Annotated in this window: 21 protein-coding genes, 2 rRNA genes and 1 riboswitch; of the genes, 15 read left to right on the top strand and 8 right to left on the bottom strand. The window is 69.1% G+C overall.

Annotated elements, in window-relative coordinates; all coding sequences use genetic code 11:
• The 12 genes from ACFQ6X_RS05280 to ACFQ6X_RS05225 all read left to right on the top strand — a co-directional run.
• Positions 1-73: ribosomal RNA gene (locus ACFQ6X_RS05280) — 23S ribosomal RNA — on the top strand; the annotation flags it as partial.
• Positions 74-152: 79 nt separating this feature from the next.
• Positions 153-269: ribosomal RNA gene (gene rrf / locus ACFQ6X_RS05275) — 5S ribosomal RNA — on the top strand.
• Positions 270-413: 144 nt separating this feature from the next.
• Positions 414-1,022 (top strand): CDP-alcohol phosphatidyltransferase family protein, encoded by a 609-nt coding sequence (locus tag ACFQ6X_RS05270; RefSeq protein ID WP_329213122.1) that lies wholly within the window; start codon positions 414-416, stop codon positions 1,020-1,022.
• 111 nt (positions 1,023-1,133) lie between these two features.
• Positions 1,134-3,629 carry a sugar phosphate nucleotidyltransferase gene (locus tag ACFQ6X_RS05265; RefSeq protein ID WP_383176148.1) on the top strand — a complete coding sequence of 832 codons (2,496 nt, stop codon included), beginning with the start codon at positions 1,134-1,136 and terminating at the stop codon, positions 3,627-3,629.
• Between the two features lie 97 nt (positions 3,630-3,726).
• Entirely contained in the window at positions 3,727-4,647 is a 921-nt protein-coding gene (locus ACFQ6X_RS05260) for a DUF881 domain-containing protein (protein WP_383176145.1), read from the top strand.
• On the top strand, positions 4,644-4,976 hold the full coding sequence (locus ACFQ6X_RS05255) for a small basic family protein (RefSeq protein ID WP_003970459.1): 333 nt from the start codon (positions 4,644-4,646) through the stop codon (positions 4,974-4,976). Before ACFQ6X_RS05260 ends, ACFQ6X_RS05255 begins: the two co-directional genes overlap by 4 nt.
• 5 nt (positions 4,977-4,981) lie before the next feature.
• The gene (locus ACFQ6X_RS05250; RefSeq protein WP_383176141.1) at positions 4,982-5,803 is read left to right on the top strand and encodes a DUF881 domain-containing protein; all 822 of its coding nucleotides are present in this window, start codon (positions 4,982-4,984) and stop codon (positions 5,801-5,803) included.
• A 61-nt stretch (positions 5,804-5,864) separates the two neighbouring features.
• Positions 5,865-6,791 (top strand): FHA domain-containing protein, encoded by a 927-nt coding sequence (locus ACFQ6X_RS05245; protein ID WP_383176188.1) that lies wholly within the window; start codon positions 5,865-5,867, stop codon positions 6,789-6,791.
• A gap of 39 nt (positions 6,792-6,830) precedes the next feature.
• The gene (locus ACFQ6X_RS05240) at positions 6,831-7,574 is read left to right on the top strand and encodes a MerR family transcriptional regulator (RefSeq protein ID WP_383176139.1); all 744 of its coding nucleotides are present in this window, start codon (positions 6,831-6,833) and stop codon (positions 7,572-7,574) included.
• Between the two features lie 53 nt (positions 7,575-7,627).
• Positions 7,628-8,101: a bifunctional nuclease family protein gene (locus ACFQ6X_RS05235; RefSeq protein WP_006123076.1), complete on the top strand. Its 474-nt coding sequence runs from the start codon at positions 7,628-7,630 to the stop codon at positions 8,099-8,101.
• 162 nt (positions 8,102-8,263) lie between these two features.
• Positions 8,264-8,881: a MerR family transcriptional regulator gene (locus tag ACFQ6X_RS05230; protein ID WP_329213132.1), complete on the top strand. Its 618-nt coding sequence runs from the start codon at positions 8,264-8,266 to the stop codon at positions 8,879-8,881.
• Positions 8,882-8,958: 77 nt separating this feature from the next.
• Entirely contained in the window at positions 8,959-10,413 is a 1,455-nt protein-coding gene (locus ACFQ6X_RS05225; RefSeq protein WP_383176134.1) for a DNA polymerase IV, read from the top strand.
• Here ACFQ6X_RS05225 and ACFQ6X_RS05220 read toward each other — a convergent pair.
• On the bottom strand, positions 10,335-10,706 hold the full coding sequence (locus ACFQ6X_RS05220) for a PRC-barrel domain-containing protein (RefSeq protein ID WP_329215465.1): 372 nt from the start codon (positions 10,704-10,706) through the stop codon (positions 10,335-10,337). The genes ACFQ6X_RS05225 and ACFQ6X_RS05220 overlap by 79 nt on opposite strands.
• Before the next feature lie 133 nt (positions 10,707-10,839).
• Positions 10,840-10,935: riboswitch (glycine riboswitch) on the top strand.
• Between the two features lie 191 nt (positions 10,936-11,126).
• On the opposite strand from ACFQ6X_RS05220, the gene gcvP reads away from it, so the two are divergent.
• Complete coding sequence (gene gcvP, locus ACFQ6X_RS05215) at positions 11,127-14,012, top strand: aminomethyl-transferring glycine dehydrogenase (protein ID WP_383176131.1); 2,886 nt, start codon at positions 11,127-11,129, stop codon at positions 14,010-14,012.
• Between the two features lie 69 nt (positions 14,013-14,081).
• Here gcvP and ACFQ6X_RS05210 read toward each other — a convergent pair whose 3' ends face one another.
• Together ACFQ6X_RS05210 and ACFQ6X_RS05205 are read right to left on the bottom strand one after the other, a co-directional pair.
• The gene (locus tag ACFQ6X_RS05210) at positions 14,082-14,288 is read right to left on the bottom strand and encodes a DUF5999 family protein (RefSeq protein ID WP_351169375.1); all 207 of its coding nucleotides are present in this window, start codon (positions 14,286-14,288) and stop codon (positions 14,082-14,084) included.
• Positions 14,289-14,575: 287 nt separating this feature from the next.
• The gene (locus ACFQ6X_RS05205; protein WP_329213139.1) at positions 14,576-15,181 is read right to left on the bottom strand and encodes a hypothetical protein; all 606 of its coding nucleotides are present in this window, start codon (positions 15,179-15,181) and stop codon (positions 14,576-14,578) included.
• Positions 15,182-15,670: 489 nt separating this feature from the next.
• Between ACFQ6X_RS05205 and ACFQ6X_RS05200 the strand changes: the two genes are divergently transcribed.
• Positions 15,671-17,176, top strand: a complete 1,506-nt coding sequence (locus ACFQ6X_RS05200; protein ID WP_383176126.1) for a glutamate--cysteine ligase — start codon at positions 15,671-15,673, stop codon at positions 17,174-17,176.
• An 85-nt stretch (positions 17,177-17,261) separates the two neighbouring features.
• Here the strand turns inward: ACFQ6X_RS05200 and ACFQ6X_RS05195 are convergent, their stop codons facing one another.
• Positions 17,262-19,052, bottom strand: a complete 1,791-nt coding sequence (locus ACFQ6X_RS05195) for a substrate-binding and VWA domain-containing protein (RefSeq protein WP_383176123.1) — start codon at positions 19,050-19,052, stop codon at positions 17,262-17,264.
• 183 nt (positions 19,053-19,235) lie between these two features.
• Here ACFQ6X_RS05195 and ACFQ6X_RS05190 point away from each other — a divergent pair, with 183 nt between their 5' ends.
• Positions 19,236-20,015 (top strand): CPBP family intramembrane glutamic endopeptidase, encoded by a 780-nt coding sequence (locus ACFQ6X_RS05190; RefSeq protein WP_383176120.1) that lies wholly within the window; start codon positions 19,236-19,238, stop codon positions 20,013-20,015.
• 46 nt (positions 20,016-20,061) lie between these two features.
• On the opposite strand, the gene ACFQ6X_RS05185 is transcribed toward ACFQ6X_RS05190, so the two are convergent.
• From ACFQ6X_RS05185 to ACFQ6X_RS05170, 4 genes are all read right to left on the bottom strand, one after another.
• Positions 20,062-20,883, bottom strand: coding sequence for a PhzF family phenazine biosynthesis protein (locus ACFQ6X_RS05185; protein WP_383176117.1), 822 nt, complete (start codon positions 20,881-20,883; stop codon positions 20,062-20,064).
• Positions 20,884-21,493: 610 nt separating this feature from the next.
• Positions 21,494-21,787 (bottom strand): DUF1330 domain-containing protein, encoded by a 294-nt coding sequence (locus tag ACFQ6X_RS05180; protein WP_383176114.1) that lies wholly within the window; start codon positions 21,785-21,787, stop codon positions 21,494-21,496.
• Between the two features lie 33 nt (positions 21,788-21,820).
• Entirely contained in the window at positions 21,821-23,254 is a 1,434-nt protein-coding gene (locus tag ACFQ6X_RS05175) for an MFS transporter (protein ID WP_383176111.1), read from the bottom strand.
• The gene (locus ACFQ6X_RS05170; protein WP_383176184.1) at positions 23,251-23,613 is read right to left on the bottom strand and encodes a MarR family winged helix-turn-helix transcriptional regulator; all 363 of its coding nucleotides are present in this window, start codon (positions 23,611-23,613) and stop codon (positions 23,251-23,253) included. The genes ACFQ6X_RS05175 and ACFQ6X_RS05170 overlap by 4 nt, the downstream gene beginning before the upstream one ends.
• Positions 23,614-23,847: the final 234 nt, after the last annotated feature.

Here is a 23,847-nt window from a genome sequence, read left to right as displayed (position 1 = left end):
GTTGATAGGCCAGATGTGGAAGCCCGGTAACGGGTGGAGCTGACTGGTACTAATAGGCCGAGGGCTTGTCCTCAGTTGCTCGCGTCCACTGTGTTAGTTCTGAAATAACGAACGGCCGTGTTTTCATCCGGTGTTGGTTAATTTCATAGTGTTTCGGTGGTCATTGCGTTAGGGAAACGCCCGGTTACATTCCGAACCCGGAAGCTAAGCCTTTCAGCGCCGATGGTACTGCAGGGGGGACCCTGTGGGAGAGTAGGACGCCGCCGAACAATTATTCCGGGAAAGCCCCGTGCCCTTGTGGCACGGGGCTTTTCTGCGTTCATCACGCCCTCGCACCCCCGTGCGTCGGCCCTCCGCGGCTGAGGGTAGGGTCAGGGTGCATCATTGGCACGTTCTTCACAGGAGGCCCCCGGGTGGAGGTCCAGGAGACTCGAGTTCAGACGAACCGAGTACTCACCATCCCCAACATCCTCAGCATGGCTCGCCTCGTCGGCGTGCCGCTCTTCCTGTGGCTGATCCTTCGTCCCGTCTTCGGCGGGCCCAACAGCGACGGCTGGGCGTTGCTGGTGCTGATGCTGAGCGGCGTCAGCGACTATCTCGACGGCAAGCTCGCCCGCCGGTGGAACCAGATCAGCAGCCTCGGGCGACTCCTGGACCCGGCTGCCGACCGCCTCTACATCCTGTCGACTCTCGTCGGGCTCACCTGGCGCGAGATCCTGCCGCTCTGGCTCACCGCAGCTCTTCTCGCACGTGAGCTCATGCTCCTTGTCATGGTGGGAATCCTGCGCCGGCACGGCTATCCGCCGCCGCAGGTGAACTTCCTCGGGAAAGCTGCAACCTTCAACCTGATGTACGCCTTCCCCTTGTTGCTGCTCAGTGACGGAAGTGGTTGGCTGGCCTCGCTGGGCGCCGTTTTCGGATGGGCGTTCGCTGGTTGGGGTACAACGCTCTATTGGTGGGCAGGGATCCTCTACGTGGTCCAGGTCCGCCGACTCGTCAAGGCGGATGAAGTAGCCGAATAGCTCGTTGTGCGGTGCCGCGCAGTGTCGCCGGTCCGCAACGGATGCTGTGGTTGTTGCCCCGACGGGTGATGTCGGCTAGACCGTCGTCTCTTCAAGGAGGACGTTTCCGACATGAAGGCCGTCGTGATGGCCGGCGGCGAAGGCACTCGTCTTCGCCCCATGACCTCAAGCATGCCCAAGCCGCTCCTGCCCGTAGCCAATCGGCCGATCATGGAGCACGTGCTGCGGCTGCTCAAACGGCATGGACTCAATGAGACCGTCGTAACCGTTCAGTTTCTTGCTTCGCTCGTGAAGAACTACTTCGGCGACGGCGAAGAACTCGGAATGGAGCTCAGCTACGCCAACGAGGAGAAGCCACTCGGTACCGCGGGAAGTGTCAAGAACGCCGAGGAAGCCCTCAAGGACGACACCTTCCTGGTTATTTCCGGTGACGCCCTCACCGACTTCGACCTGACGGACCTCATCGCCTTCCACAAGGAGAAGGGCGGACTGGTCACGGTATGCCTGACCAGGGTCCCGAATCCGCTGGAGTTCGGCATCACGATTGTCGACGAGCAGGGGCAGGTCGAGCGTTTCCTGGAGAAGCCGACCTGGGGCCAGGTCTTCTCGGACACCGTCAACACGGGCATCTACGTCATGGAGCCCGAGGTCTTCGACTACGTCCAGGCGGATACCTCCGTGGACTGGTCCGGCGACGTGTTCCCGCAGCTCATGAAGGAGGGCAAGCCGATCTACGGCTATGTCGCCGAGGGCTACTGGGAGGACGTGGGCACTCACGAGAGCTATGTGAAGGCCCAGGCCGACGTACTGGAGCGCAAGGTCGATGTCGAGCTCGACGGCTTCGAGATCTCGCCCGGTGTGTGGGTCGCGGAAGGCGCGGAGGTCCATCCCGACGCGGTACTCCGAGGGCCGCTGTACATCGGCGACTACGCCAAGATCGAAGCCGGCGTCGAACTCCGTGAACACACCGTCATCGGGTCGAATGTCGTTGTGAAGACCGGCGCTTTCCTGCACAGGGCCGTGGTGCACGACAACGTGTACATCGGCCAGCACAGCAATCTTCGTGGCTGCGTGATCGGCAAGAACACCGACATCATGCGGGCGGCCCGCATCGAGGACGGCGCCGTTATCGGCGACGAGTGTCTGGTCGGCGAGGAATCGATCATCCAGGGCAACGTGCGGGTCTACCCGTTCAAGACCATCGAGGCCGGTGCCTTCGTCAACACCTCGGTGATCTGGGAGTCGCGTGGACAGGCGCACCTCTTCGGAGCGCGCGGTGTCTCCGGGATCCTGAACGTCGAGATCACCCCGGAACTCGCCGTGCGGCTCGCCGGTGCGTACGCGACGACCCTGAAAAAGGGGTCGACCGTCACGACGGCCCGTGACCACTCCCGTGGTGCGCGTGCACTGAAGAGAGCGGTCATCTCCGCGCTGCAGGCCAGCGCCATCGACGTACGGGACCTGGAGAACGTGCCGCTGCCGGTGGCGCGCCAGCAGACCGCGCGAGGCAGCGCCGGCGGCATCATGATCCGGACCTCGCCGGGAGTGCCGGACTCCGTCGACATCATGTTCATCGACGAACGCGGTGCCGATCTCTCCCAGGCACGTCAGCGCAAGCTGGACCGCGTCTACGCCCGCCAGGAGTACCGCAGGGCCTTCCCCGGTGAGATCGGAGACCTCCACTTCCCGTCGAGCGTCTTCGACTCCTACACAGGGTCGCTGCTCCGCAACGTCGACACGGAAGGCATCGCCGATGCGGGCCTCAAGGTCGTCGTCGACGCGTCCAACGGCAGCGCGGGGCTCGTCCTGCCCAGTCTGCTCGGGCGGCTCGGTGTGGACGCGCTGACGATCAATCCCGGTCTCGACGAGTCGCGGCCCACCGAGTCCGCCGAGACCCGGCGCGCCGGTCTGGTGCGCCTCGGGGAGATCGTGTCGTCCGCACGGGCGGCCTTCGGGGTGCGGTTCGACCCCGTCGGTGAGCGGCTCTCCCTCGTCGACGAGCGGGGCCGGATCATCGAGGACGACAGGGCCCTGCTGGTCATGCTCGACCTCGTGGCGGCCGAGCGGCGGAGCGGGCGCGTGGCCCTGCCGGTGACCACCACCCGCGTCGCCGAACAGGTGGCCGCGTACCACGGCACACAGGTGGAGTGGACGACCACGTCCCCGGACGACCTGACGAGGGTGGGGCGCGAGGACGCCACCATCTTCGGTGGTGACGGGCGCGGCGGCTTCATCATTCCCGAGTTCAGCAGCGTCTTCGACGGCTCGGCGGCCTTCGTCAGGCTCATCGGGCTCGTGGCCCGGACCCAGCTCACGCTGAGCCAGATCGACGCCCGCATTCCGCGTGCCCATGTGCTGCGCCGTGACCTCGCGACGCCCTGGGCGGTCAAGGGTCTCGTCATGCGGCGGGTCGTGGAGGCGGCAGGGGAGCGCAGTGTGGACACCACCGACGGTGTCCGGGTGGTGGAGACCGACGGCCGCTGGGTGATGGTGCTGCCCGACAGGGCGGAGGCCGTCACCCATCTGTGGGCCGAAGGCCCCGATGACGCCTCGGCCCAGGCGTTGCTCGACGAGTGGTCGGCGATCGTGGACAGCGCGGGCGACTGAGTCGGGCCTGGTGGCCCGGACGCCGTTGTGCAGCGGCTTCCGGGCCACCGGTGGGGCCATTCGGCGGCAGCAGTCATGACGTGCGACGATGTGCGGCATGTCGCAGCCGCCCCCCGATCGGAGTAGCACCCCGCCGCGTCCCCGCCCCGACGCGTCCATGTCGCTGCTGACCAACGTGATGGACCACAGCCTCGACGAGGGATATGCCGAGGCTGCCGCGCGCCGCAAGGCCGACGGAAGTGCGGGGATGCCCCGCACACTCAAGTCGAAGCTGGGCCTCGCGGCAGGCCTCGTGGTGGCGGCTCTCGTCGTGACGCTCGGTGCCGCCGAGGCCCAGGTCGCGGCGCCGGTCGTGGCGAAGGAGCGCGAAGAGCTCATCGACCGTGTCAACGCGGAGACGACCGCGGCGGACGCGCTGCAGGAGGACGTCGACGAACTGCGCAAGGACGTCGGCGAACGGCAGCGCAAGGCGCTCGAACAGCACGGCGGGGCCAAGGGCGGGCTGGTAGCGCTGCTCTCCGGAGCGACCGCGGTCGAGGGGCCCGGAATCAAGCTCGTCGTCGATGACGCCAAGGACACCGACCAGGGTGGCGGCGGGCCGCGTGAGTCGACCGGCTTCGCGGACACCGGGCGGGTGCGCGACCGTGACATGCAGCGCGTGGTCAACGGCCTCTGGCAGTCCGGGGCCGAAGCGATCGCCATCAACGGACAGCGGCTGACGGCCCTCTCCGCGATCCGCGCGGCGGGCGACGCCATACTGGTCGACAACAGGCCGTTGGTGCCGCCCTATACGGTGCTGGCGGTGGGGGACGGCAAGAAACTCGCCGACGCCTTCCAGGACAGCGCGGACGGCCTGTATCTGCAGGCGCTGCACGAGAGCTTCGACATCCGCACCAGCATCTCCGAGCAGGAGCAGGTGCGCCTTCCGGCCGCGCCGAGCCTGATCGTACGCACAGCAGAGCCTCAGGCCGCAGACACGCGCAGTGGTGCGGCAGAAACAGGGAAGGGCACATCGTGATCGCCGTACTGGGCCTCGTCGTGGGAGTCGTGGTCGGACTGTTGGTCCGGCCCGAAGTGCCGGCGGTGGTCGAGCCCTACCTGCCGATCGCCGTTGTGGCCGCGCTCGACGCCGTCTTCGGAGGTCTGCGTGCCATGCTCGACGGGATCTTCGTGGACAAGGTCTTCGTCGTGTCGTTCCTCTCGAACGTCGTGGTGGCCGCACTGATCGTGTTCCTCGGCGACAAACTCGGTGTGGGCGCCCAGCTCTCCACCGGTGTGGTGGTCGTGCTCGGTATCCGCATCTTCTCCAACGCCGCGGCGATCCGCCGGCACGTCTTCCGGGCTTGAGGCCGATGAGCAACGACGAGAACCCGCGCAACGAGGGACCCGCCGGCGAGCTGCCCGCAGAGGTCCCCGCGCCCGCCCCCGAGACCGGCGCCGACCCGCCCGAGGAGTCCTCCGGGCGCCAGCGGCTGCTGGCGGGCCTCTGGCCGCCCAGGGTGAGCCGGGCCCAACTCATCGTGGCGCTCCTGCTGTTCGTGCTCGGGCTGGGGCTGGCGATCCAGGTCAGGTCGAACAGTGACAACAGCGCGTTGCGCGGTGCCCGCCAGGAGGACCTGGTCCGCATCCTCGACGAGCTCGACAACCGGACCCAGCGGCTCGAGGACGAGAAGCAACGCCTCGACGACCAGCGCACGGAGCTGGAGAACAGCTCCGACCAGGCGGAGGAGGCCCGCAAGCAGACGCGCGAGAAGGAGCGGCAGCTCGGCATCCTCGCGGGTACGGTCGCGGCCAAGGGACCCGGCATCACCCTCACCATCAACGACCCGAGCGGTGCCGTCGAACCGGACATGCTTCTCGACGCCATCCAGGAGCTGCGGGCGGCCGGTGCCGAAGCGATCGAGATCAACGGCGTGCGGGTGGTGGCCAATACCTACTTCTCCGGCGACGGAGGAGACCTGAGGGTGGACGGCCGCAGGATCCGCTCTCCGTACGAGTTCAAGGTGATCGGCAAACCGCAGGACCTCGAGCCGGCGCTGAACATCCCCGGCGGAGTGGTGCAGACGCTCGAGAAGGAGCAGGCCACGGCTGAGGTGGCACAGGCCGAGGAGATCGTCGTCGACGCCTTGCGACCGGCGAAGCTGCCTGACTACGCTCGGTCGTCGCCCCAGTGAGGCCTTGGCGCACGCGGCCCGCAGGACACAGGCACGGGGTTGCGGGGGGTCGGCGCATCGGATCGGTGGCGCGTGGTGGAAACTGTCGGGTGGATACGGACGTTGTGAGGATGTCCGGGTCGGCAGGTGTGTTCATTCAGGGTTCGTCCTGCCCCACGGGCGGGTCTATTTCGGTCAAGGGGAAACGCCCGTGAAGTTGTTTGCGAAGTTGTTCGGAAAGAGCGCACGCGAGGACAGCGGCTCTGCTCGCCACCGTGCTCCGCGCCAGGGTCAGGGCGCCGAGGAGCAGGGCTCGGAGCGCCCGCTCTTCCGCGATGAGGTGCCGGGATCGCCGGGGGACCAGCGGAGTGCCTCCGGCGCGTCGTCTGTTGACCCTGCCGGTGCCGGGCGCATAGGTTTCGGGGAACCATCAACCTCAAGTACGGGTGGAGGGTTCACCCCCGCCCCGGAGGGCTCCTCCATGCCGGTCTGTACGAGGTGCGGCCATCGCAATGGCGAGGCCAGCCGTTTCTGTTCCAACTGCGGTGCGCCGCTGCGGGGCGGAGTGCCCGAGCGTGCCTCCGAGACGACCTCGACGATCTCGATCTCCGGCATCGAGGCGTACGAGGCCGAGGTGACGGGACAGACGGCCGTTCCCTCCCTCTCGCCGGAGGCACAGGCAGCCGTCGACGCGCTGCCCGCGGGATCCGCGCTCCTGGTGGTGCGCCGAGGTCCGAACTCCGGCAGCCGCTTCCTGCTGGACGGAGAGCTGACCACAGCGGGCCGTCACCCGCAGAGCGACATCTTCCTCGACGACGTGACCGTGTCGCGGCGCCATGTGGAGTTCCGCAGGAGCCCGGACGGTAGTTTCACCGTGGGCGACGTCGGCAGCCTCAACGGCACCTACGTCAACCGTGAGCGCATCGATTCCGTCCTGCTGTCCAACGGCGACGAAGTTCAGATCGGCAAGTACCGGCTGGTCTTCTACGCGAGCCAGCGGGGCGTCTGACCCCCCGGACTGCGTCCGGAAGGACCCCCAGGAAGGTTCATGCTGCGAACACCGACAGGCGGTGCCGGCCACGGCACCGCCGCAGCGGACGAGCGCGCCATGAGCATCGGTACGGTGCTTCTGGAGCTGCGCGACGAGTTTCCCGAAGTGACGATCTCCAAGATCCGCTTCCTGGAGGCCGAGGGGCTCATCGAGCCGCAGCGGACGCCCTCCGGCTATCGGAAGTTCAGCCCGGCCGACGTCGAGCGGCTGGCCCAGGTGCTGCGCATGCAGCGGGACCACTACCTGCCGCTCAAGGTCATCCGTGAGCACCTCGACGCCCTCGCCCGCGGTGAGCAGGCCACGCTGCCGTCCGGCGGCGGACAGGGCGAGCTCGTGGACGGTCGCTGGGAGCCGGACCCCGGCCGGGCCACAGCCGCCCGGATCGGGCGCTCCGAGCTTCTTGCCGCCGCCGACGTCAGCGAGGACCAGCTCGTCGAGTGGGAGTCCTACGGGCTGATCACAGCCTCGCCCGAGGGAAGCTACGACGCCGAGGCGGCGACCGTCGCGAGACTTGTGGCGGATCTGGGGCGATTCGGTCTGGAACCTCGGCATCTGCGCGCGGTCAAGGCCGCCGCGGACCGTGAGGCAGGACTGGTCGAACAGGTGGTCGCGCCCCTGCGCCGGCACCGGAATCCGCAGACCAGGGCCCATGCGGAGGCCACCGCGAGAGAGCTCGCCGAGCTGTCCGTCCGGCTTCACGCGGCCTTCGTGCAGACCGCCCTCAAGGTCCGGTTCCACTGACCGCGGCGGAGCCCGACTATCCAAACATGGCGGGCACGTCCTAGGGTTGCTGTGTGAACGAGCTCGACGTTGTGGGTGTCCGGGTGGAAATGCCCTCCAACCAACCGATCGTGCTCCTGCGTGAAGTGGGAGGCGACCGGTACCTCCCCATTTGGATCGGCCCTGGGGAAGCGACCGCGATCGCCTTCGCCCAGCAGGGCATGGCTCCGGCCAGGCCGCTGACCCATGATCTCTTCAAGGATGTGCTCGAGGCCGTCGGCCAGGAGCTCACCGAGGTCCGGATCACGGACCTCAGAGAAGGGGTTTTCTACGCGGAGCTGGTCTTCGCCAGCGGAGTCGAGGTGAGCGCGCGACCGTCCGACGCCATAGCGCTCGCCCTGCGCACCGGAACGCCGATCTACGGCAGTGACGGTGTGCTGGACGACGCCGGGATCGCCATCCCGGACGAGCAGGAGGACGAGGTCGAGAAGTTCCGTGAGTTCCTCGACCAGATCTCGCCGGAGGACTTCGGTACGAACAGTCAGTGACCGTCCCGCGCGGTGCCCGCATCCGAGAAGCCGTTCCCGGAAATGAGACACGGGAAACCACCCTCAGGGTGATTATCACTCGGCGTGCCGAGTGTGGCGATCGTTGACGCACCCCTGGTGACTGCCTACCTTCGAGATGGCAGGTCAAGGACGGAGGTCGGCGTGAGAAGCAGCGGCGACGGTACGGCTGCGGGTGGGCCGTACCGGCAGCACAGCAGTGCGGCCGACCACACCATCAGACAGCCGGTTCAGCCGGCGGCGGTGGCAGCGGACGGTGCGGTAGTGGCAGGTGACATCGGCTACCGGGGGCCGACGGCGTGCGCGGCGGCCGGTATCACCTACCGACAGCTCGACTACTGGGCCCGTACGGGCCTGGTGGAGCCGAGCGTGCGTCCGGCGTACGGATCGGGGACGCAGCGCCTCTACAGTTTCCGGGACGTCGTTCTCCTCAAGATCGTGAAGCGGTTCCTCGACACAGGTGTCGCGCTGCAGAACATCCGCACCACGGTCCAGCACCTGAGGGCCCGCGGATTCACGGATCTCGAACGGATGACCCTCATGAGCGACGGGGCGACGGTCTACGAGTGCTCCTCGCCCGACGAGGTCGTGGATCTGCTCCAGGGGGGCCAGGGAGTATTCGGTATCGCCGTGGGCGTCGTCTGGCGTGATGTCGACGCGACCCTCTCCCAGCTCCACGGCGAGCGGGTCGACACGGGGGAGACACTGATCGGCAACAACCCCGCGGACGAACTGGCCCGGCGGCGCAACCGCGCGGGCTGAGCCACCGGGCCTGCCCCGCGCGCCGCACGGGCGCGGAGCAGGCCCGTTGTCAGTGGCATAGGGCAGCATCGGTTGATGTGAGATCCGCTCCCACCATCCTGCATCTGGACATGGATGCCTTCTACGCCTCTGCCGAGCAGGCGGCGAAACCCAGCCTGCGCGGCAAACCGGTGGTGGTGGGCGGGCTGGGGATGCGCGGGGTGGTGGCCACAGCGTCGTACGAGGCCCGGCGCTTCGGTGTGCATTCGGCGATGCCCATGGGGCAGGCGAGACGACTGGCACCCAATGCCGCCTATCTGGTGCCGCGCTTCGCCCTCTACCGGACGGTGAGCGACCAGGTGATGGAGCTCCTCGGGCGGCTGTCGCCGCTCGTCGAGCCGCTCAGCCTGGACGAGGCGTTCGTCGACCTGGAAGCCGGTGGGGTCGCCGACGACGCGGCATCGGCCCGTGCGATCGGCGAGCAGCTGCGCACGGTTATCAGAGGTGTCACCGGACTCAGCGGTTCGGTCGGTCTGGCCGGTTCGAAGATGCTGGCCAAGATCGCCTCGGAGGAGGCGAAGCCGGACGGTCTCCTGCTCATCGAGCCGGGTACGGAGCGCGAACTGCTCGCACCCATGTCCGTGCGGATCCTGCCGGGCGTCGGGCCCGCCACCGGGGACCATCTGCGGCGTGCGGGGATGACGGTGGTCCAGGACCTGGCCGACGCGGGGGAGGCCGAGCTCGTCCGCCTGCTGGGCAAGGCGCACGGCGTCGCGCTGTACCGCATGGCACTCGGGCACGACGACCGCCCCGTCGTCGCGGAACGGGACGCGAAATCGGTATCGGTCGAGGACACCTTCGACGTGGACCTGCACGACCGGGTCCGGGTCAGGACCGAGGTGGAGGGGCTGGCCGGGCGGTGCGTGGAGCGCCTGCGGGGCGCGGGGAGGTCGGGGCGGACCGTCGTGCTCAAGGTGCGCCGGTACGACTTCTCCACGCTCACCCGCTCCGAGACCCTGCGCGGCCCCACCGACGACCCCACGGTCGTCAGGGAGGCCGCGGCGCGGTTGCTGGAGGCCGTTGACACCACCGGGGGCGTACGGCTCCTCGGAGTGGGCGTCACCGGCCTGGCGGACTTCACCCAGGAGGATCTCTTCGCACAGGCCGCCGACGCACGGCAGGCGCTGTCGGACGAGTCGGAGGACGGGGCGGACGGTGCCCCCGACGAGCCGGTCACGGAGGAGGAGGCGGCCGAGGAGCAGGCCGACCGGCTCGCAGGCCGGAGGTGGCCCGCAGGCCATGACGTACGGCACGACGTCCACGGCCACGGCTGGGTGCAGGGCAGCGGTGTCGGCCGTGTCACGGTCCGGTTCGAGGAACCGGGGGAGCGGCCGGGCCGGGTGCGCACGTTCCGCGTCGACGATCCGCAGCTCCAGCCGGCCGACCCGCTTCCCCTGGTGAGGGACCCCGTGGACTACTCCTCGTGGCCGGCCAGCCTGCCGAAGTCCCTGTCCGGCCCCGTACCGCCCGGCGAGGCGGAGTCCAGCCCGTAATGACGGTAGAGCTGCAGCTCCTGCTCGGGGGAGAGATGACGGCCGACACCGAAATCGGGGGCGTCCTTGATCAGGGCGCGGTCGAAGGGGATCACCAGGGTGCCGTCGACGAATTCGCTCGGTTCCAGCGGGACGAAGGCGTCCCGGGTGAACAGCCCGGTGCGCACGGCCGCCCACTCGGGTACACCGGTGGCGTCGTCGAGATAGACCTCGTCCACCGTTCCGATCTTGGAGCCTTGGCGGTCGTAGGCCTTGCGGCCGATCAGGCTGCGCGGATCGATGTCGGTCTGCACGGTGCCTCCCACTGGTCGCACTGCGGTCAGGGTGGTCGCAACTGCTCCACAGGCACTACGAAAGGCCAGATCCGGGCCTTCGGCCACTCGAGACGGCCGGCGCCGACCCGCTGGTAGGCTGGAACACGGCTGCTGACCCTGTGCGGGAGAGTCCTCCGGAGAAATCCGGAGGCGCCGAAGGAGCAACTCCTCCCCGGAATCTCTCAGGCCCCCGTACCGCACGGACGAGGTCACTCTGGAAAGCAGGACGGGATCCGTACGGCACGTGCCGTCGCGGGCCCCATCCTCACCGACGGTGAAAGCCGGTATGCCTCAGGGCGTGCCGGTGAAGCTCTCAGGTCGAGATGACAGATGGGGAGGCCGTTCGGGCAGCCACGCCGTGGTGCCCCTCGCAGGTCGTGAGACCAGGAGGCCTCCATCATGACCCCCCGTCGCACTCCGCTCTCCCAGCTGGAGCAGGGCATTCCCTTCGAGCAGCGCCACATCGGGCCCGATGCCGAGGCCCAGGCCAAGATGCTCGCCCAGGTCGGATACGGCTCCCTCGACGAGCTCACCGCCGCTGCCGTGCCGGACGTGATCAAGAGCGCCGAGGCGCTGGACCTTCCGGCTGCCCGTACCGAGGCCGAGGTCCTGGCCGAGCTGCGACGCCTCGCCGACCGCAACCAGGTGCTCGCACCGATGATCGGGCTCGGCTACTACGGCACGTTCACCCCGCCGGTGATCCTGCGCAACGTCATGGAGAACCCCGCCTGGTACACGGCGTACACGCCCTACCAGCCGGAGATCTCCCAGGGGCGGCTCGAGGCCCTGCTGAACTTCCAGACGATGGTGGCCGACCTGACCGGTCTGCCCACCTCCGGTGCCTCCCTCCTCGACGAGGGCACGGCTGCTGCCGAGGCCATGGCGCTCGCACGGCGCGTCGGCAAGGTCAGGAACGGCGTCTTCCTGGTCGACGCCGACACCCTGCCGCAGACCGTCGCCGTGATCCGGACCCGCGCCGAGCCGACCGGCGTCGAGGTGGTCGTCGCCGACCTCACCGACGGAATTCCGGCCGATGTCGCCGAGCGCGGCGTCTTCGGTGTCCTGCTGCAGTACCCGGGTGCCTCCGGAGCGGTCCGTGACATCAAGCCCGTCATCGACCGTGCCCACGAGCTCGGTGCGATCGTCACCGTCGCAGCCGATCTGCTGGCCCTGACGCTGCTCACCTCGCCCGGCGAGCTGGGCGCGGACGTGGCCGTCGGCACCACGCAGCGCTTCGGCGTCCCGATGGGCTTCGGCGGACCGCACGCAGGCTTCATGGCTGTCCGAGAGAAGTTCGCGCGCAGCCTGCCCGGCCGTCTCGTGGGCGTCTCCGTCGACGCCGACGGCAACAAGGCGTACCGCCTCGCCCTCCAGACCCGCGAGCAGCACATCCGCCGGGAGAAGGCCACCAGCAACATCTGTACCGCGCAGGTACTGCTCGCCGTCATGGCGGGGATGTACGCCGTCTACCACGGCCCCGACGGTCTGCGCACGATCGCGTGGCGCACCCACAGGTACGCCACGATCCTGGCCGACGGCCTGCGCGCCGCCGGTATCGACGTGGTGCACGGCGCCTACTTCGACACGCTCACCGTGAGCGTCCCCGGCGGTGCTGCCGGCGTGGTCGCCGATGCCCGCGAGCGCGGAGTGAACCTGCGGCTCGTCGACGCCGACCACGTCTCCATCGCCTGCGACGAGACCACCACCCGTGCGCAGATCGCGGCTGTCTGGGCCGCCTTCGGAGCCGGCGGCGACGTCGAGGCCCTCGATGCCGCCGCGGACGACGCGCTGCCCGGGAACCTGCTTCGTACCGACACAGTCCTCGCCCACCCGGTCTTCCACCAGCACCGTTCCGAGACGGCGATGCTGCGCTACCTGCGCAAGCTCGCCGACCGCGACTACGCGCTGGACCGCGGCATGATCCCGCTCGGCTCCTGCACCATGAAGCTGAACGCCACCGCCGAGATGGAGTCGATCACCTGGCCCGAATTCGGTGCGCTGCACCCGTTCGCGCCGGCCGAGCAGGCACAGGGCTTCCTCACCCTCATCCGCGAGCTCGAGGAGCGCCTCGCCGAGGTCACCGGCTACGACGCCGTCTCCATCCAGCCCAACGCCGGCTCCCAGGGCGAGTTCGCCGGCCTCCTGGCCGTGCGCGCCTACCACCGGGCCAACGGCGACGAGGGGCGTACGGTCTGCCTCATCCCGTCCTCCGCGCACGGCACCAACGCCGCGAGCGCCGTGATGGCGGGCATGAAGGTCGTCGTCGTGAAGACCGCCGACGACGGCGAGGTCGACATCGACGACCTCCGCGCCAAGATCGAGAAGCACCGTGACGAACTCGCGGTCCTCATGATCACCTACCCGTCCACCCACGGTGTCTTCGAGGAGCACGTCGCCGCGATCTGCGGCGAGGTGCACGACGCGGGCGGTCAGGTGTACGTCGACGGCGCCAACCTCAACGCGCTGGTGGGCCTCGCCAAGCCGGGCAAGTTCGGCGGCGACGTCTCGCACCTGAACCTGCACAAGACCTTCTGCATCCCGCACGGCGGCGGCGGCCCGGGCGTCGGCCCGGTCGGTGTCCGTGCGCACCTGGCGCCGTACCTTCCCAACCACCCGCTGCAGCCCGCCGCGGGCCCCGAGACCGGCGTCGGCCCGATCTCGGCAGCCCCGTGGGGCTCGGCCGGAATTCTGCCCATCTCCTGGGCGTACGTGCGCCTGATGGGCGGCGAGGGACTGAAGCGTGCGACGCAGGTCGCCGTACTCGCGGCCAACTACATCGCCAAGCGTCTGGAACCGCACTTCCCGATCCTGTACAACGGCCCGGCCGGTCTGGTCGCGCACGAGTGCATCGTGGACCTGCGCCCGATCTCCAAGGCGACCGGCGTCAGCATCGACGACGTCGCCAAGCGGCTGATCGACTACGGCTTCCACTCGCCGACGATGTCGTTCCCGGTGGCCGGGACGCTGATGATCGAGCCCACCGAGAGCGAGGACCTCGCGGAGCTCGACAGGTTCTGCGACACGATGATCGCCATTCGCGGTGAGATCGAGAAGGTCGCATCCGGTGCATGGAGCGCGGAGGACAACCCGCTGAGCAACGCCCCGCACACGGCGGCTGCGCTCGGTGGCGAGTGGACGCACGCCTACAGCCGCGAAGAGGCTGTCTTCCCGGCCGGCGTCACGCCTTCGGACAAGTACTGGCCGCCGGTGCGCCGGATCGACGGCGCCTTCGGCGACCGCAATCTGGTCTGCTCCTGCCCGCCGCTGGACGAGTACGACCAGTAGGAACGCGGACACCTTCGGGGCCGGTGCGGAGACTTCTCCGGGCCGGCCCCCGTGTTTCTCCGGCCGCGGTCAGGCGGCCTTCATCACCTGGCCGGTCTTCAGCGGCCGGTGCGGGGCGATGATCTGCCCGTCCGGGAGCAGCTCACCGGTGTCCTCGAAGAGCAGGACGCCGTTGCACAGCAGGCTCCAGCCCTGTTCCGGGTGGTGGGCCGTCAGGCGCGCGGCTTCCCGGTCGTTGGAGTCGGCGGTCGGGCAGGGTGGCTGGTGCTGGCACATGGATGGGTTCTTTCGCTGCGTTGAGTCGAGTGTCCTGCGGCTTGACGATGTGTTCATGGCCGCCCCCGTATCAGTCGGTCCGGTCCCAGTGTTGCCCTACGGGCGTCTTTCCGCAGGGATTTCGCAGCAGCTGCTCTTCTCCTCTCATGACGCATCACCCGGCCGGACGGTTCAACGCAACTGCACTGTCCCTTCGGGTGGTTCGGGGTGGCCTGAAGGGGCTAGTCCGGACGGGTACGGATGCGCCCCCGCCGTGGTGCACGGCGGGGGCGCATGGCGTTCGAGGATCAGGCAGGGGACCCGAGGAGACCGGGCAGGCCGGGAAGCGGAGCCGGGGTGACACGCATCGTCATGACCGGAAGCAGATCGGAGACGCGGTGCGGTCGGTGGGCCGTGATTCCGGGAGGCGCGGGCGCGAGGGGCACCAGCACATCCGTCGGGGCGAGCGTGCCTCCCCCGGCATCTGCTTCGGTGTCTGCGTGCAGCCACAGGGTGAGCATGTAGAGCTCCGGCACGGACAGCAGGCGCGGCTGGTAGTGCGCTGCCGCCGAATCCGCCTGCCGTACGGCGAGTTCGGTCGAGACGATGTACGGCCCCTCGAAGAAGTGGGAGAAGGTCCAGCCGTCGGCGGTGAGCATGGTGTCCGCGGCGGCCACGGCGCGCTCGCCGCTGCGGATCAGGAAGCGCCAGCCGGCCAGGCGGGTGCGGGGCGTGGAGTCGTCCGGGACGATCCGGTCGAGTACGTGGACCGGAAGGGGCAGTTCGGGGCTCAGCGATCCCTGGACGGACCGGAGAGCGGGCGTGTGGGCCTCGCGGACTGCGGTGGGAGAACCGAGTGCCGCGAGAACGCTGCGCAGTGCGGGCGCTGGGGCCGGAGAAACATGCAGCGGCATAGTGGGTCGCCTCTCACTTGGAGACACGGTGATGCGTGGGCGGGTGTGCAGACGGCGCTGTCGGCGTGCGGGGCCAGAGGAAGGCCGGTGACGGGCGGACGGGCCGGTGCGTCAACTCTCTGCCTCGTTCGCAGAGTTTATACGACAAGTGTTCACACGGTGTTTCGTCTAGCTGTCCCACATATTGCACGCAAGGTGGGATCGAGCCTTTGAAATGCGGAGTTCGTGTTGGTTCGGCAGGCCCCGGACGCCCCCTGCCAGGTTTTCTTCCGACACAGCGGTAGGCTGAAACCCATCGGTGTTTCTACCACGCATCCAGCAGCGACTGTGCAATGGCCGCATGCCGAAGGAATGTGCCCCCGGCTTCTGTCGCCAGACTAGCGGGTACCCGTGGACATCGGGGCGTTATAGATCACCCCGTCTGGGCATTATCGATCGTGATGCGAGCGGCCTGGGCCGCGGGCCGCCCACTCGAGGAGGGACCCTTCGATGGGCGAGAAGGTCGTGGCGGGCGCCTTTGACCTGTCCGATCGGCAGGCGTACCGGAAAAAGCTCTCCCAGTGCCTGGAGGGGCTGGAGAGGCTCCTGTCGGAGGAGAGGTTCGATCGTCCCAGAAATCTCATGGGTCTGGAGATCGAACTCAATCTGGCGGGCTCCGACGGTATGCCGAGGATGCGGAATGCGGAGGTGCTCCAGCGGATCGCCAGCCGGGATTTCCAGACCGAACTCGGGATGTTCAACCTGGAAGTAAATATCCTTCCGCACCGGCTGAGCGGACGGGTTTTCGATCAGCTCGCCGAGGAGCTCCGTACCGGACTTGCATATGCCCACAGGAAGGCCGCCGAGGTCGATGCCGGGATCATGATGATCGGAATCCTGCCGACTCTCGGCCGCCACGACGTGGTCTCGGCCAATCTGTCGGACGTGGACCGCTACACGCTTCTCAACGATCAAATGGCCGCGGCGCGCGGCGAGGATTTCGCCCTCGATATCGAGGGCGTCGAACGCCTGGTCGCCACCTCCGCCTCCATTGCGCCCGAGTCGGCGTGCACCTCGGTCCAGCTCCACCTGCAGGTGACGCCGGCCCGTTTCGCGGACGTGTGGAACGCCGCCCAGGCCATCGCGTCCGTCCAGATCGCACTCGGGGCGAACGCCCCCTTCCTGTTCGGCAAGGAGCTCTGGCGGGAGTCGAGGCCACCACTGTTCCTGCAGGCCACAGACGTGCGGCCACCCGAGCTGACGAATCAGGGCGTCCGTCCGAGGACCTGGTTCGGGGAGCGCTGGATCAGCTCCGCCCACGAACTCTTCGAGGAGAATCTGCGCTACTTCCCGCCGCTGCTGCCGATCTGCGACGACGAGGAACCCCTGCGTGTGCTCGACGAGGGCGGCGTTCCCACGCTGGCCGAGCTCGTACTGCACAACGGCACGGTCTACCGATGGAACCGGCCGGTATACGGCCTCGCCGACGGCATCCCCCACCTCAGGGTGGAGAACAGGGTCCTGCCCGCCGGCCCGACGGTCACCGATGTGATCGCCAACGCCGCCTTCTACTACGGCCTGGTGCGCGCGCTGGCCGACGAGTCCCGGCCGGTGTGGACACGGCTGCCCTTCGAGGCGGCCGCCGAGAACTTCGACGCCGCCTGCCGCCACGGAATCGACGCGGAGCTGCTCTGGCCCCGCCCGGGCCGCTCGGGCGGTGTCGCGAAGGTGCCCGCGGTCCAGCTGGTGCGGGACGAACTGCTGCCCCTCGCCGCCGCGGGGCTCGACGCCTGGAACATCGAACCCGCGGACCGCGACCGCTATCTCGGCGTCATCGAGGAGCGCTGCAGGCTCCGGGTGAACGGGGCCTCCTGGCAGGTCGACACGTACCACCGGGCGCTGGAGGCAGGCCTCGAACGCGAGGCCGCGCTGGCTGCCACCACCCGGCGCTACGGGGAGCTGATGCAGGCGGGCGAGCCGGTGCACACCTGGCCGGTCGGCTTCCCCGCCCCCTGAGGGGAGACTGCGGAACTCCGGCCGGGCGGGGGCTGCCGGGCACCGGGGGAGGCTCTTCCCGGGCGCCCGGCGCGCCCGGTGGAGGCTACTCCTGGGCTCCGCGACCGCTCTGCCCGGCCGTCATGATGGCCTGCAGGATGACCCTCTGGATCTCGGCGGGGTCGCTGACCTCGTAGCCACCTCCGCCGGTGACCTCGGCGATCTCCGTCACCTCCGCGCGGTCGGCGTCCGGGCCCACCGCGATCGCGATGATCGGAACCGGCCTCTCCGGGTCCGAGACCTTTTCCAGCTGGTCGATCAGGGCGCTCCTGGAGATGCCGAAGTCGTCCTGGTTCGAACCGTCGGTGAGGAGCACCAGGGCATTGAACTTGCCCTTCACGTACGTCGCCTGCGCCTCCTTGTACGAGGCCAGCGTGGTGTCGTAGAGACCTGTCGCGCCGTTCGGAACGGGCTCCAGCGCCTTGAAGGCCGCCGAGAGCTTCTCCCGGTGCGTCCCGCCGCCCTTCGCAGGGTCGCCGAGCCTCCGGGTGGGCATCACCTGGCGGTAGTCCTTGTCCCCGTCGAGGGTCGTCGCGAACACCCACAGACCGATCTCGTCGTCGGGCGTGAACTGTCCCAGCGCCTGGATCAACGAGGCCTTGGTGACGTCCATCCGTGACCGGTCGCGCCCCGGCACCGTACCGGCCATGGAGCCGGAGGCGTCGACGACCGTGGTCAGCCGGGCGCTCTGCACCGTGATCGTCCACAGGCCGAGGGTCTCCTGGAGCACGTCCGCGGAGGGAGGAACGGCGGCAGGGGTGGCGAACGGCTGAGGAGTTCTGCCGCCCGCGGACTCGACCATCGCAGGCTCGGTGGTGCCGTCAGTGGTGCGGAAGCCGTTCTTCTCCAGGACGGTGTGGGCTCCGTCGTCGTCGAGCAGCCTCATGAACCGGAGGGCGGCTCTGCTCTCGTCGCCGGTCAGCTCGGCGCTGTTGACCAGGGCGTACGGATAGTTGAGGAGCGGGGTGCCGTCCGCGGGGTAGAAGAGGTCGAGCCTGCCGGTACTCGGAGAGCTCGCGTTGTGGGTGAACGCCGCCTGCTCGGAGACCAGAACCGCCTGATTGTGCTCCGGATTCCCGCCCTCGATTCCTGAGAAGTCCTGCGCCAGTGTCTCGAGCACCTGCGCATCGCCGGCGGACATCCGCTGCGCCAGGGCCTTGGCCGTGGCGGCGACCTCGGTGTCATGGTCCCCGCCCTGCCCGCCGGGCGATGCTCCGATGCTGCTGAGAGCGAGCAGGCCGGTGGCGCTGCGTGTGGGATCGGCAACTCCCAGACGGACCTTGTCCGATCCCGTGGCCGAAGCAGCCAACTCGGCCCAGGAGTAGGTCTTCTCGGGCCAGCCCAGTGCCTTGGACGCGGACGGCACCATGCCGACGGTCACGGGGGAGGTGGCCACGGAGTCGCCCGGGGCGACCGGAATGCCGTTGCCCGTGCCCTTCGCGCGGTCCAGCCAGAGGTCGGAGTCCGGCAGCCAGACCTGGTAGCCGGGATCCCCCGATCCTGTGGCGAGCGCGTTGGCGACTTCGTAGGAATCGCGGGCGACGACGGTGACATGGAGGCACTGGCCGTCGGATCGTGCCGGTTCCTTGCTCGCCCTGGCCGCGACGGTCCGGACGGCAGGCGCGATGTCCGGGGAGGCGACCACGGTCAGGTCCACCGCCGAGTCCTTGCAGGAGTCCGAGAACGACAGCAGGCCGCCTTCTGCCGCGACCGCTGTTCCTGCTGCCACAGCGAGCACGAGCACCGTGGCGATGGCGACGGAGCGACGGTGGCGCGGGGGAAGGGTGTCCCGGTGACCCTGCGCCCGGTGGCCGTCGGGCAAGCTATGACGTTCCATGTCGATGGTGCCTCCTTGAGGATGAACAAGGAAAAAGGGGGACCGCACCATCGGCAATGGCGATTGTCCCCCGGCCTGTCACGCATGATCTTCGTACCTGCATTCGAGACCTTAGCGGGACAGTGGGCGGCATGAGATGCGATTGCAGAACTGAAGGCAGGTGTACTGGTGGAGGCGGGGCGCGTGGCTGAATTCACTCCTCAAGAGGCCGTATCGCGGCGGATCCTGCGGTCGGAGACGGTGCTGGTGCTGGCCCTCTCGCTGGGGGCCAGCGGGGTGTCTGCCCTGATCAGTTTTGTTGGATCGTTGACGAAACCGGGGGGTTTGAAGGATCAGGCAGCGACGCTGAACGGTTCGTACGCCCCCGGGCGGCCGTGGCTGGATCTTGCCTGGCAATTGTTCGGAATCGCAACGGCTCTGGTGCCCGTCGTACTGGTGGCCCACTTCCTGACCCGCGAGGGCGCCGGTCTGCGCGTCCTCGGTTTCGACCGGACCAGGCCCTGGTTCGACCTCGGGCGCGGCACCTTGGTCGCGGCGGGGATCGGCAGTGCGGGGCTGGCGTTCTACCTGGTGGCCCGGGCAGGCGGATTCAACCTGACGGTGGTGCCCGAGTCACTGCCCGACGTGTGGTGGAAGTTCCCCGTCCTGATTCTCTCCGCGATCCAGAACTCCGTTCTGGAGGAAGTCATCGTCGTCGGCTATCTGCTGCGCAGGCTGGGGCAGTTGGGCTGGACGCCGATGGCCGCCCTGATGGCGAGCTCCGTACTGCGCGGCTCGTACCACCTGTACCAGGGGATCGGCGGCTTCATCGGGAACATGGTCATGGGCGTCGTCTTCGTGCTGCTGTACCGGCGCTGGGGCCGCGTCGGTCCGCTGGTGGTCGCGCATGCCCTTCTCGACATCGGGGCGTTCGTGGGATACGCGCTGCTCGCCGGGAAGGTGGGCTGGCTGCCGACGCCGTGAAAAGACGACGGGGCCGGGGTGCACGAGTCGTGCACCCCGGCCGGCGTCAGAGTGAGGCCAGCAGTTCCCCGTCGATGACGGTGACGGCACTGCCGGTCAGCAGGGTGCGGTCTCCGCGCAGTGAGGTGCGGACCAGGCCGGAGCGGGCGGAGGCCTGCAGGCCGGTGAGGTCCTCGCGCCCGAGGCGTGCCGACCAGAACGGGGCCAGGGCGGTGTGGGCGCTGCCGGTCACCGGATCCTCGTCGATGCCGACACCGGGGAAGAAGCCGCGCGACACGAAGTCGTAGCCGCGCGAAGGGTCCGCGGCCGCGGCCGTGGCGATGATGCCGCGCCGGGAGTGGGCGACCAGTCCGGCGAAGTCCGGCGACAGCTTGCGGACGGCGGTCTCGTCGGCGAGCTCGATCAGCAGGTCGCCGACGTGCGGTCCCGTGTCGTGGACGGAGACGGGATCGGCGCCCAGAGCCTTCGCCAGGCCGGGCGGGGCGGTGACGGGCGTCAGCGGAGCCGTCGGGAAGTCCAGCGTGAGAGTGCCGTCCGGGTGGGAGGTGGCGCGCAGGACTCCGCAGCGGGTCGAGAAACGTACCGTCCCGCTCGCCGTTCCCGTGGTGTGCAGGACGTGCGCGGTGGCGAGTGTGGCGTGCCCGCACATGTCGACCTCGGTGGCCGGGGTGAACCAGCGCAGCGCCCAGTCGGCGTCGCCGCCGGGCGGCAGGGGGTGGGCGAACGCCGTCTCGGAGAGGTTGACCTCGGCGGCGATCTGCTGGAGCCGGCCGGGATCGGGGAAGGGGCCGGGTTCCAGGATCAGGACCCCGGCGGGGTTGCCGGCGAAGGGGCGGTCGGTGAACGCGTCGACGATGCGGATCCTCATGACGGTGACGGTAGGCGGGCCGGTACGCACGGTCCAAGGCCAATTGCCGGTTGGCGGCCCTGCTTTGTCCGGTCCGGTTCTGCGCCGTCCAGCTGGGGATCAACGAACCGACCGATGTTGTCCTGCGCCATCAGACCTTGAGCGTGGGACACCGAAGTTCGGCCGGCTGCCCTCGATGTGGTCCGCCCCGCCGCTGTCCGGTGTCAGTGGCCGGCGGCAGCCTGCGCGCATGAATGCTTCCCACGAAGCCGGTCGTGTGCGGGTGGCTTGGGTGTAGATCGTTCGTCAGGGTGGTTCGTGGGCTGTTCCGGCTCGTGGTGGCCGGTGCGGTTCTTACGCTGGACCGGTCCTGCCGGCGGGCCGGATCGTCGTGATCGTCCTGGCCGTGCTGCGCCATGACCAGCGCGCCGTCGACCTGGCCGGCGGTAACGGCATCGCGGCCACGACGATCCGCCGCTGGACCGAAGAGGTTGTCGCCCTGCCGGCGGCCGGGGCACGGCGCCCCGGCCGCCCACGGTCAGCACGAGCACCCACGAACCCGCCACACCGGCAGCCGCACCAGCGAGAACCAAGATGGTGGATCTTCATTGAAGATCCGACCGGACCTCGGTCAGTCGATGCCTTCGACGATGCGGAAGTCGCGCTCGACGCCGTCGGAGAGAGCGACCAGCGCCTCCTGGTAGGCCGCACTATCGTGCGCCGCGACGGCCTGCTCGAAGCTGTCGAACTCGATCAGGACGGTGCGCTCGGCGATTCCGGCGTCATGCGCCACGACCCGGCTGCCACGGGCGAGGATCCGACCGCCCCCGGCCTCGACGGCCGGACCGGCCAGCTTGTTGTAGGCAGCCAGTTTCTCAGGGTCTGAAATGGTGCGGTACGCGCTGACCCAGTAGCCCTTGGGCATGGAACCTCCAGTGTCGGGATGAGTGCATCTGACTTACGGGTTGGTCTCGGACGAGCGTCGGCGGGCGAGAGCGAGGCTTGTCAGCGTCGCGATCGCCATGGCGCCGATGCCGACCAGCGCCGCGGTGGTGTAGGCGCTGTCGTCGGGGAAGAGGTGGCCGGGGCCGGTGCCCGCGGCGAGGATCAGGCCGCCGATGGCGCTGCCCAGGGAGTACCCGACGCTGCGGACGACGTAGTTGAAGCTCATGGCGCTCGACGTCTCGCTCGTGGGGGTGACGGCCAGGATGACGCCGGGCATCGCGGCCGAGAAGCCGCCGACGCCGAAGCCGAGCACGCCCATCGCCGCGAACAGTTCGGCCAGGTCCGACCGGGCCGCCGCGAACAGGGCGAACCCGCCGCCGACCACGACGGCGCTGCCGGCCAGGAGCAGGGGGTCGGCGATCCGCGTCCGGACCCGCGGCGTGAGCTTGCCGGCGACGAACCCCAGCACCGAGAACGGGATGAGGACCAGCCCGGCGACGAAGGTCGTCAGCCCGAATCCGTAGCCGGCGCCGTGCGGCGTCTGCGCGTACCGGGTGATGAGCGTGAGCAGGAGGTACATGCCGATCCCGCCGACGAACATGGCGAGGTTCGCCCCGGCGACCGCCGGGTGCCGCACCGCCCGCACATCGACCAGGGGCGTCGTGCTGCGCAGCTCGATGACGGCCCAGACGCAGAGCAGCACCACCGCGACGACGGCGAGGCCCGCCGCCACGGCGGAGTGCCGGCTCCACAGATTCCGTTCGCCGGCGAGGAACAGCACCAGGAGCAGCGCAGCGGCCAGGACGACCGCGCCTGCCACGTTCACGTGGGCGGAGCGGCCTTCGGGGGCTTCGGGCATGGAGCGCCACGCGGTCAGGAGTGCGGCGGCGGTGACGACCAGGCCGAGGCCGTAGGCGGCCCGTACCCCGCCGAGCTCGGCGAGCAGTGCGGCCAGCGGGTAGCCGACGCCGGCCCCGATGATCGAGACCACCGAGATCAGGGCGATCACGGCCGCGCTGCGCTCCTCGGGGAGGTGGTCCCGGGCCACGCCCATCATCAGCGCCGTCAGCCCGAGCCCGACGCCCTGGGCCGCCCTGCCGGCCAGCAGCCACGCGAACGGCAGCGGCAGCACGGTGAGCGCGCTGCCCGCGACGACGACCGCCAGCGTGGCGAGGATCGTGGCCCGCCGGTGCGGGCCGGCTCCGAGCCGGCCCAGGACCGGCGTGGCGACGGCGCCGCTGAGCAGCGCGACGGTCAGCGTCCACTGCGCGCTGCCGAGCGAGACGTGGAACGAGGTCGCCACGCTGGTGATGAGCGGCGTCCCGAGGCTGGCGACCGCCGCCACGACCAGAGCGATGAACGTCAGGGCGGGGACCAGCAGCCGTGCCTCGGAACGCGCCACCGGGAACGCCTTCCCCGCGACCCCGTCGACCGGCTGCCCGGTCACTGCTTCGGCCGTTCGCGGTCCTGGCTCTCGAGCTCTGTCAGATGCTTCAACGCCGGAAGGGCCGCCACCAGCGCCTCGACCTCGTCGCCGGTGAGGTCGCCGATCAACCGCTCGAACGCGTGGACGCCCGCCTGGCGCCGCGTCCGGACGTAGGAGGCGCCGGCCTCGGTCAGGCACACCAGCGTGACCCGCTTGTCGGACGCGTCGCCCCGCCGCTCGACCAGGCCGGACTCCTCCATCACCCGGACCAGGGTGGTCATCGCGGGCTGGGTGACGCCCTCGACCGCGGCCAGATCGGTGATGCGCCGCGGTCCGGTCCGGTCCAGGGTGGCGAGAGTGGCGGCGGACGTCAGGCTCATGTCCCGGGGCAGGCGTCTCGCGGCCCTGGTGGCCAGGCCGTAGAGGGCTGCCCCGATGGCGGCGGACGCGCCCGGAGCGGTGTCGTGACGACTCATGCTCGAAGCATAGCAGTTGTATATTCATGATTTATGTAAATGGTTCTGCCCCTTGGGCGCGATGAACTTCCGGACTGGAGAGGCACGTTCGAAGGGCTCGCCCCCAAATCGGGCCGGCGATCGCAGTTGTCCGACCCC

Source organism: Streptomyces sp. NPDC056452 (genome assembly GCF_042796085.1).
In the GTDB taxonomy this organism is placed as follows: domain Bacteria; phylum Actinomycetota; class Actinomycetes; order Streptomycetales; family Streptomycetaceae; genus Streptomyces.
This window is presented reverse-complemented; position numbering and strand designations above follow the sequence as displayed.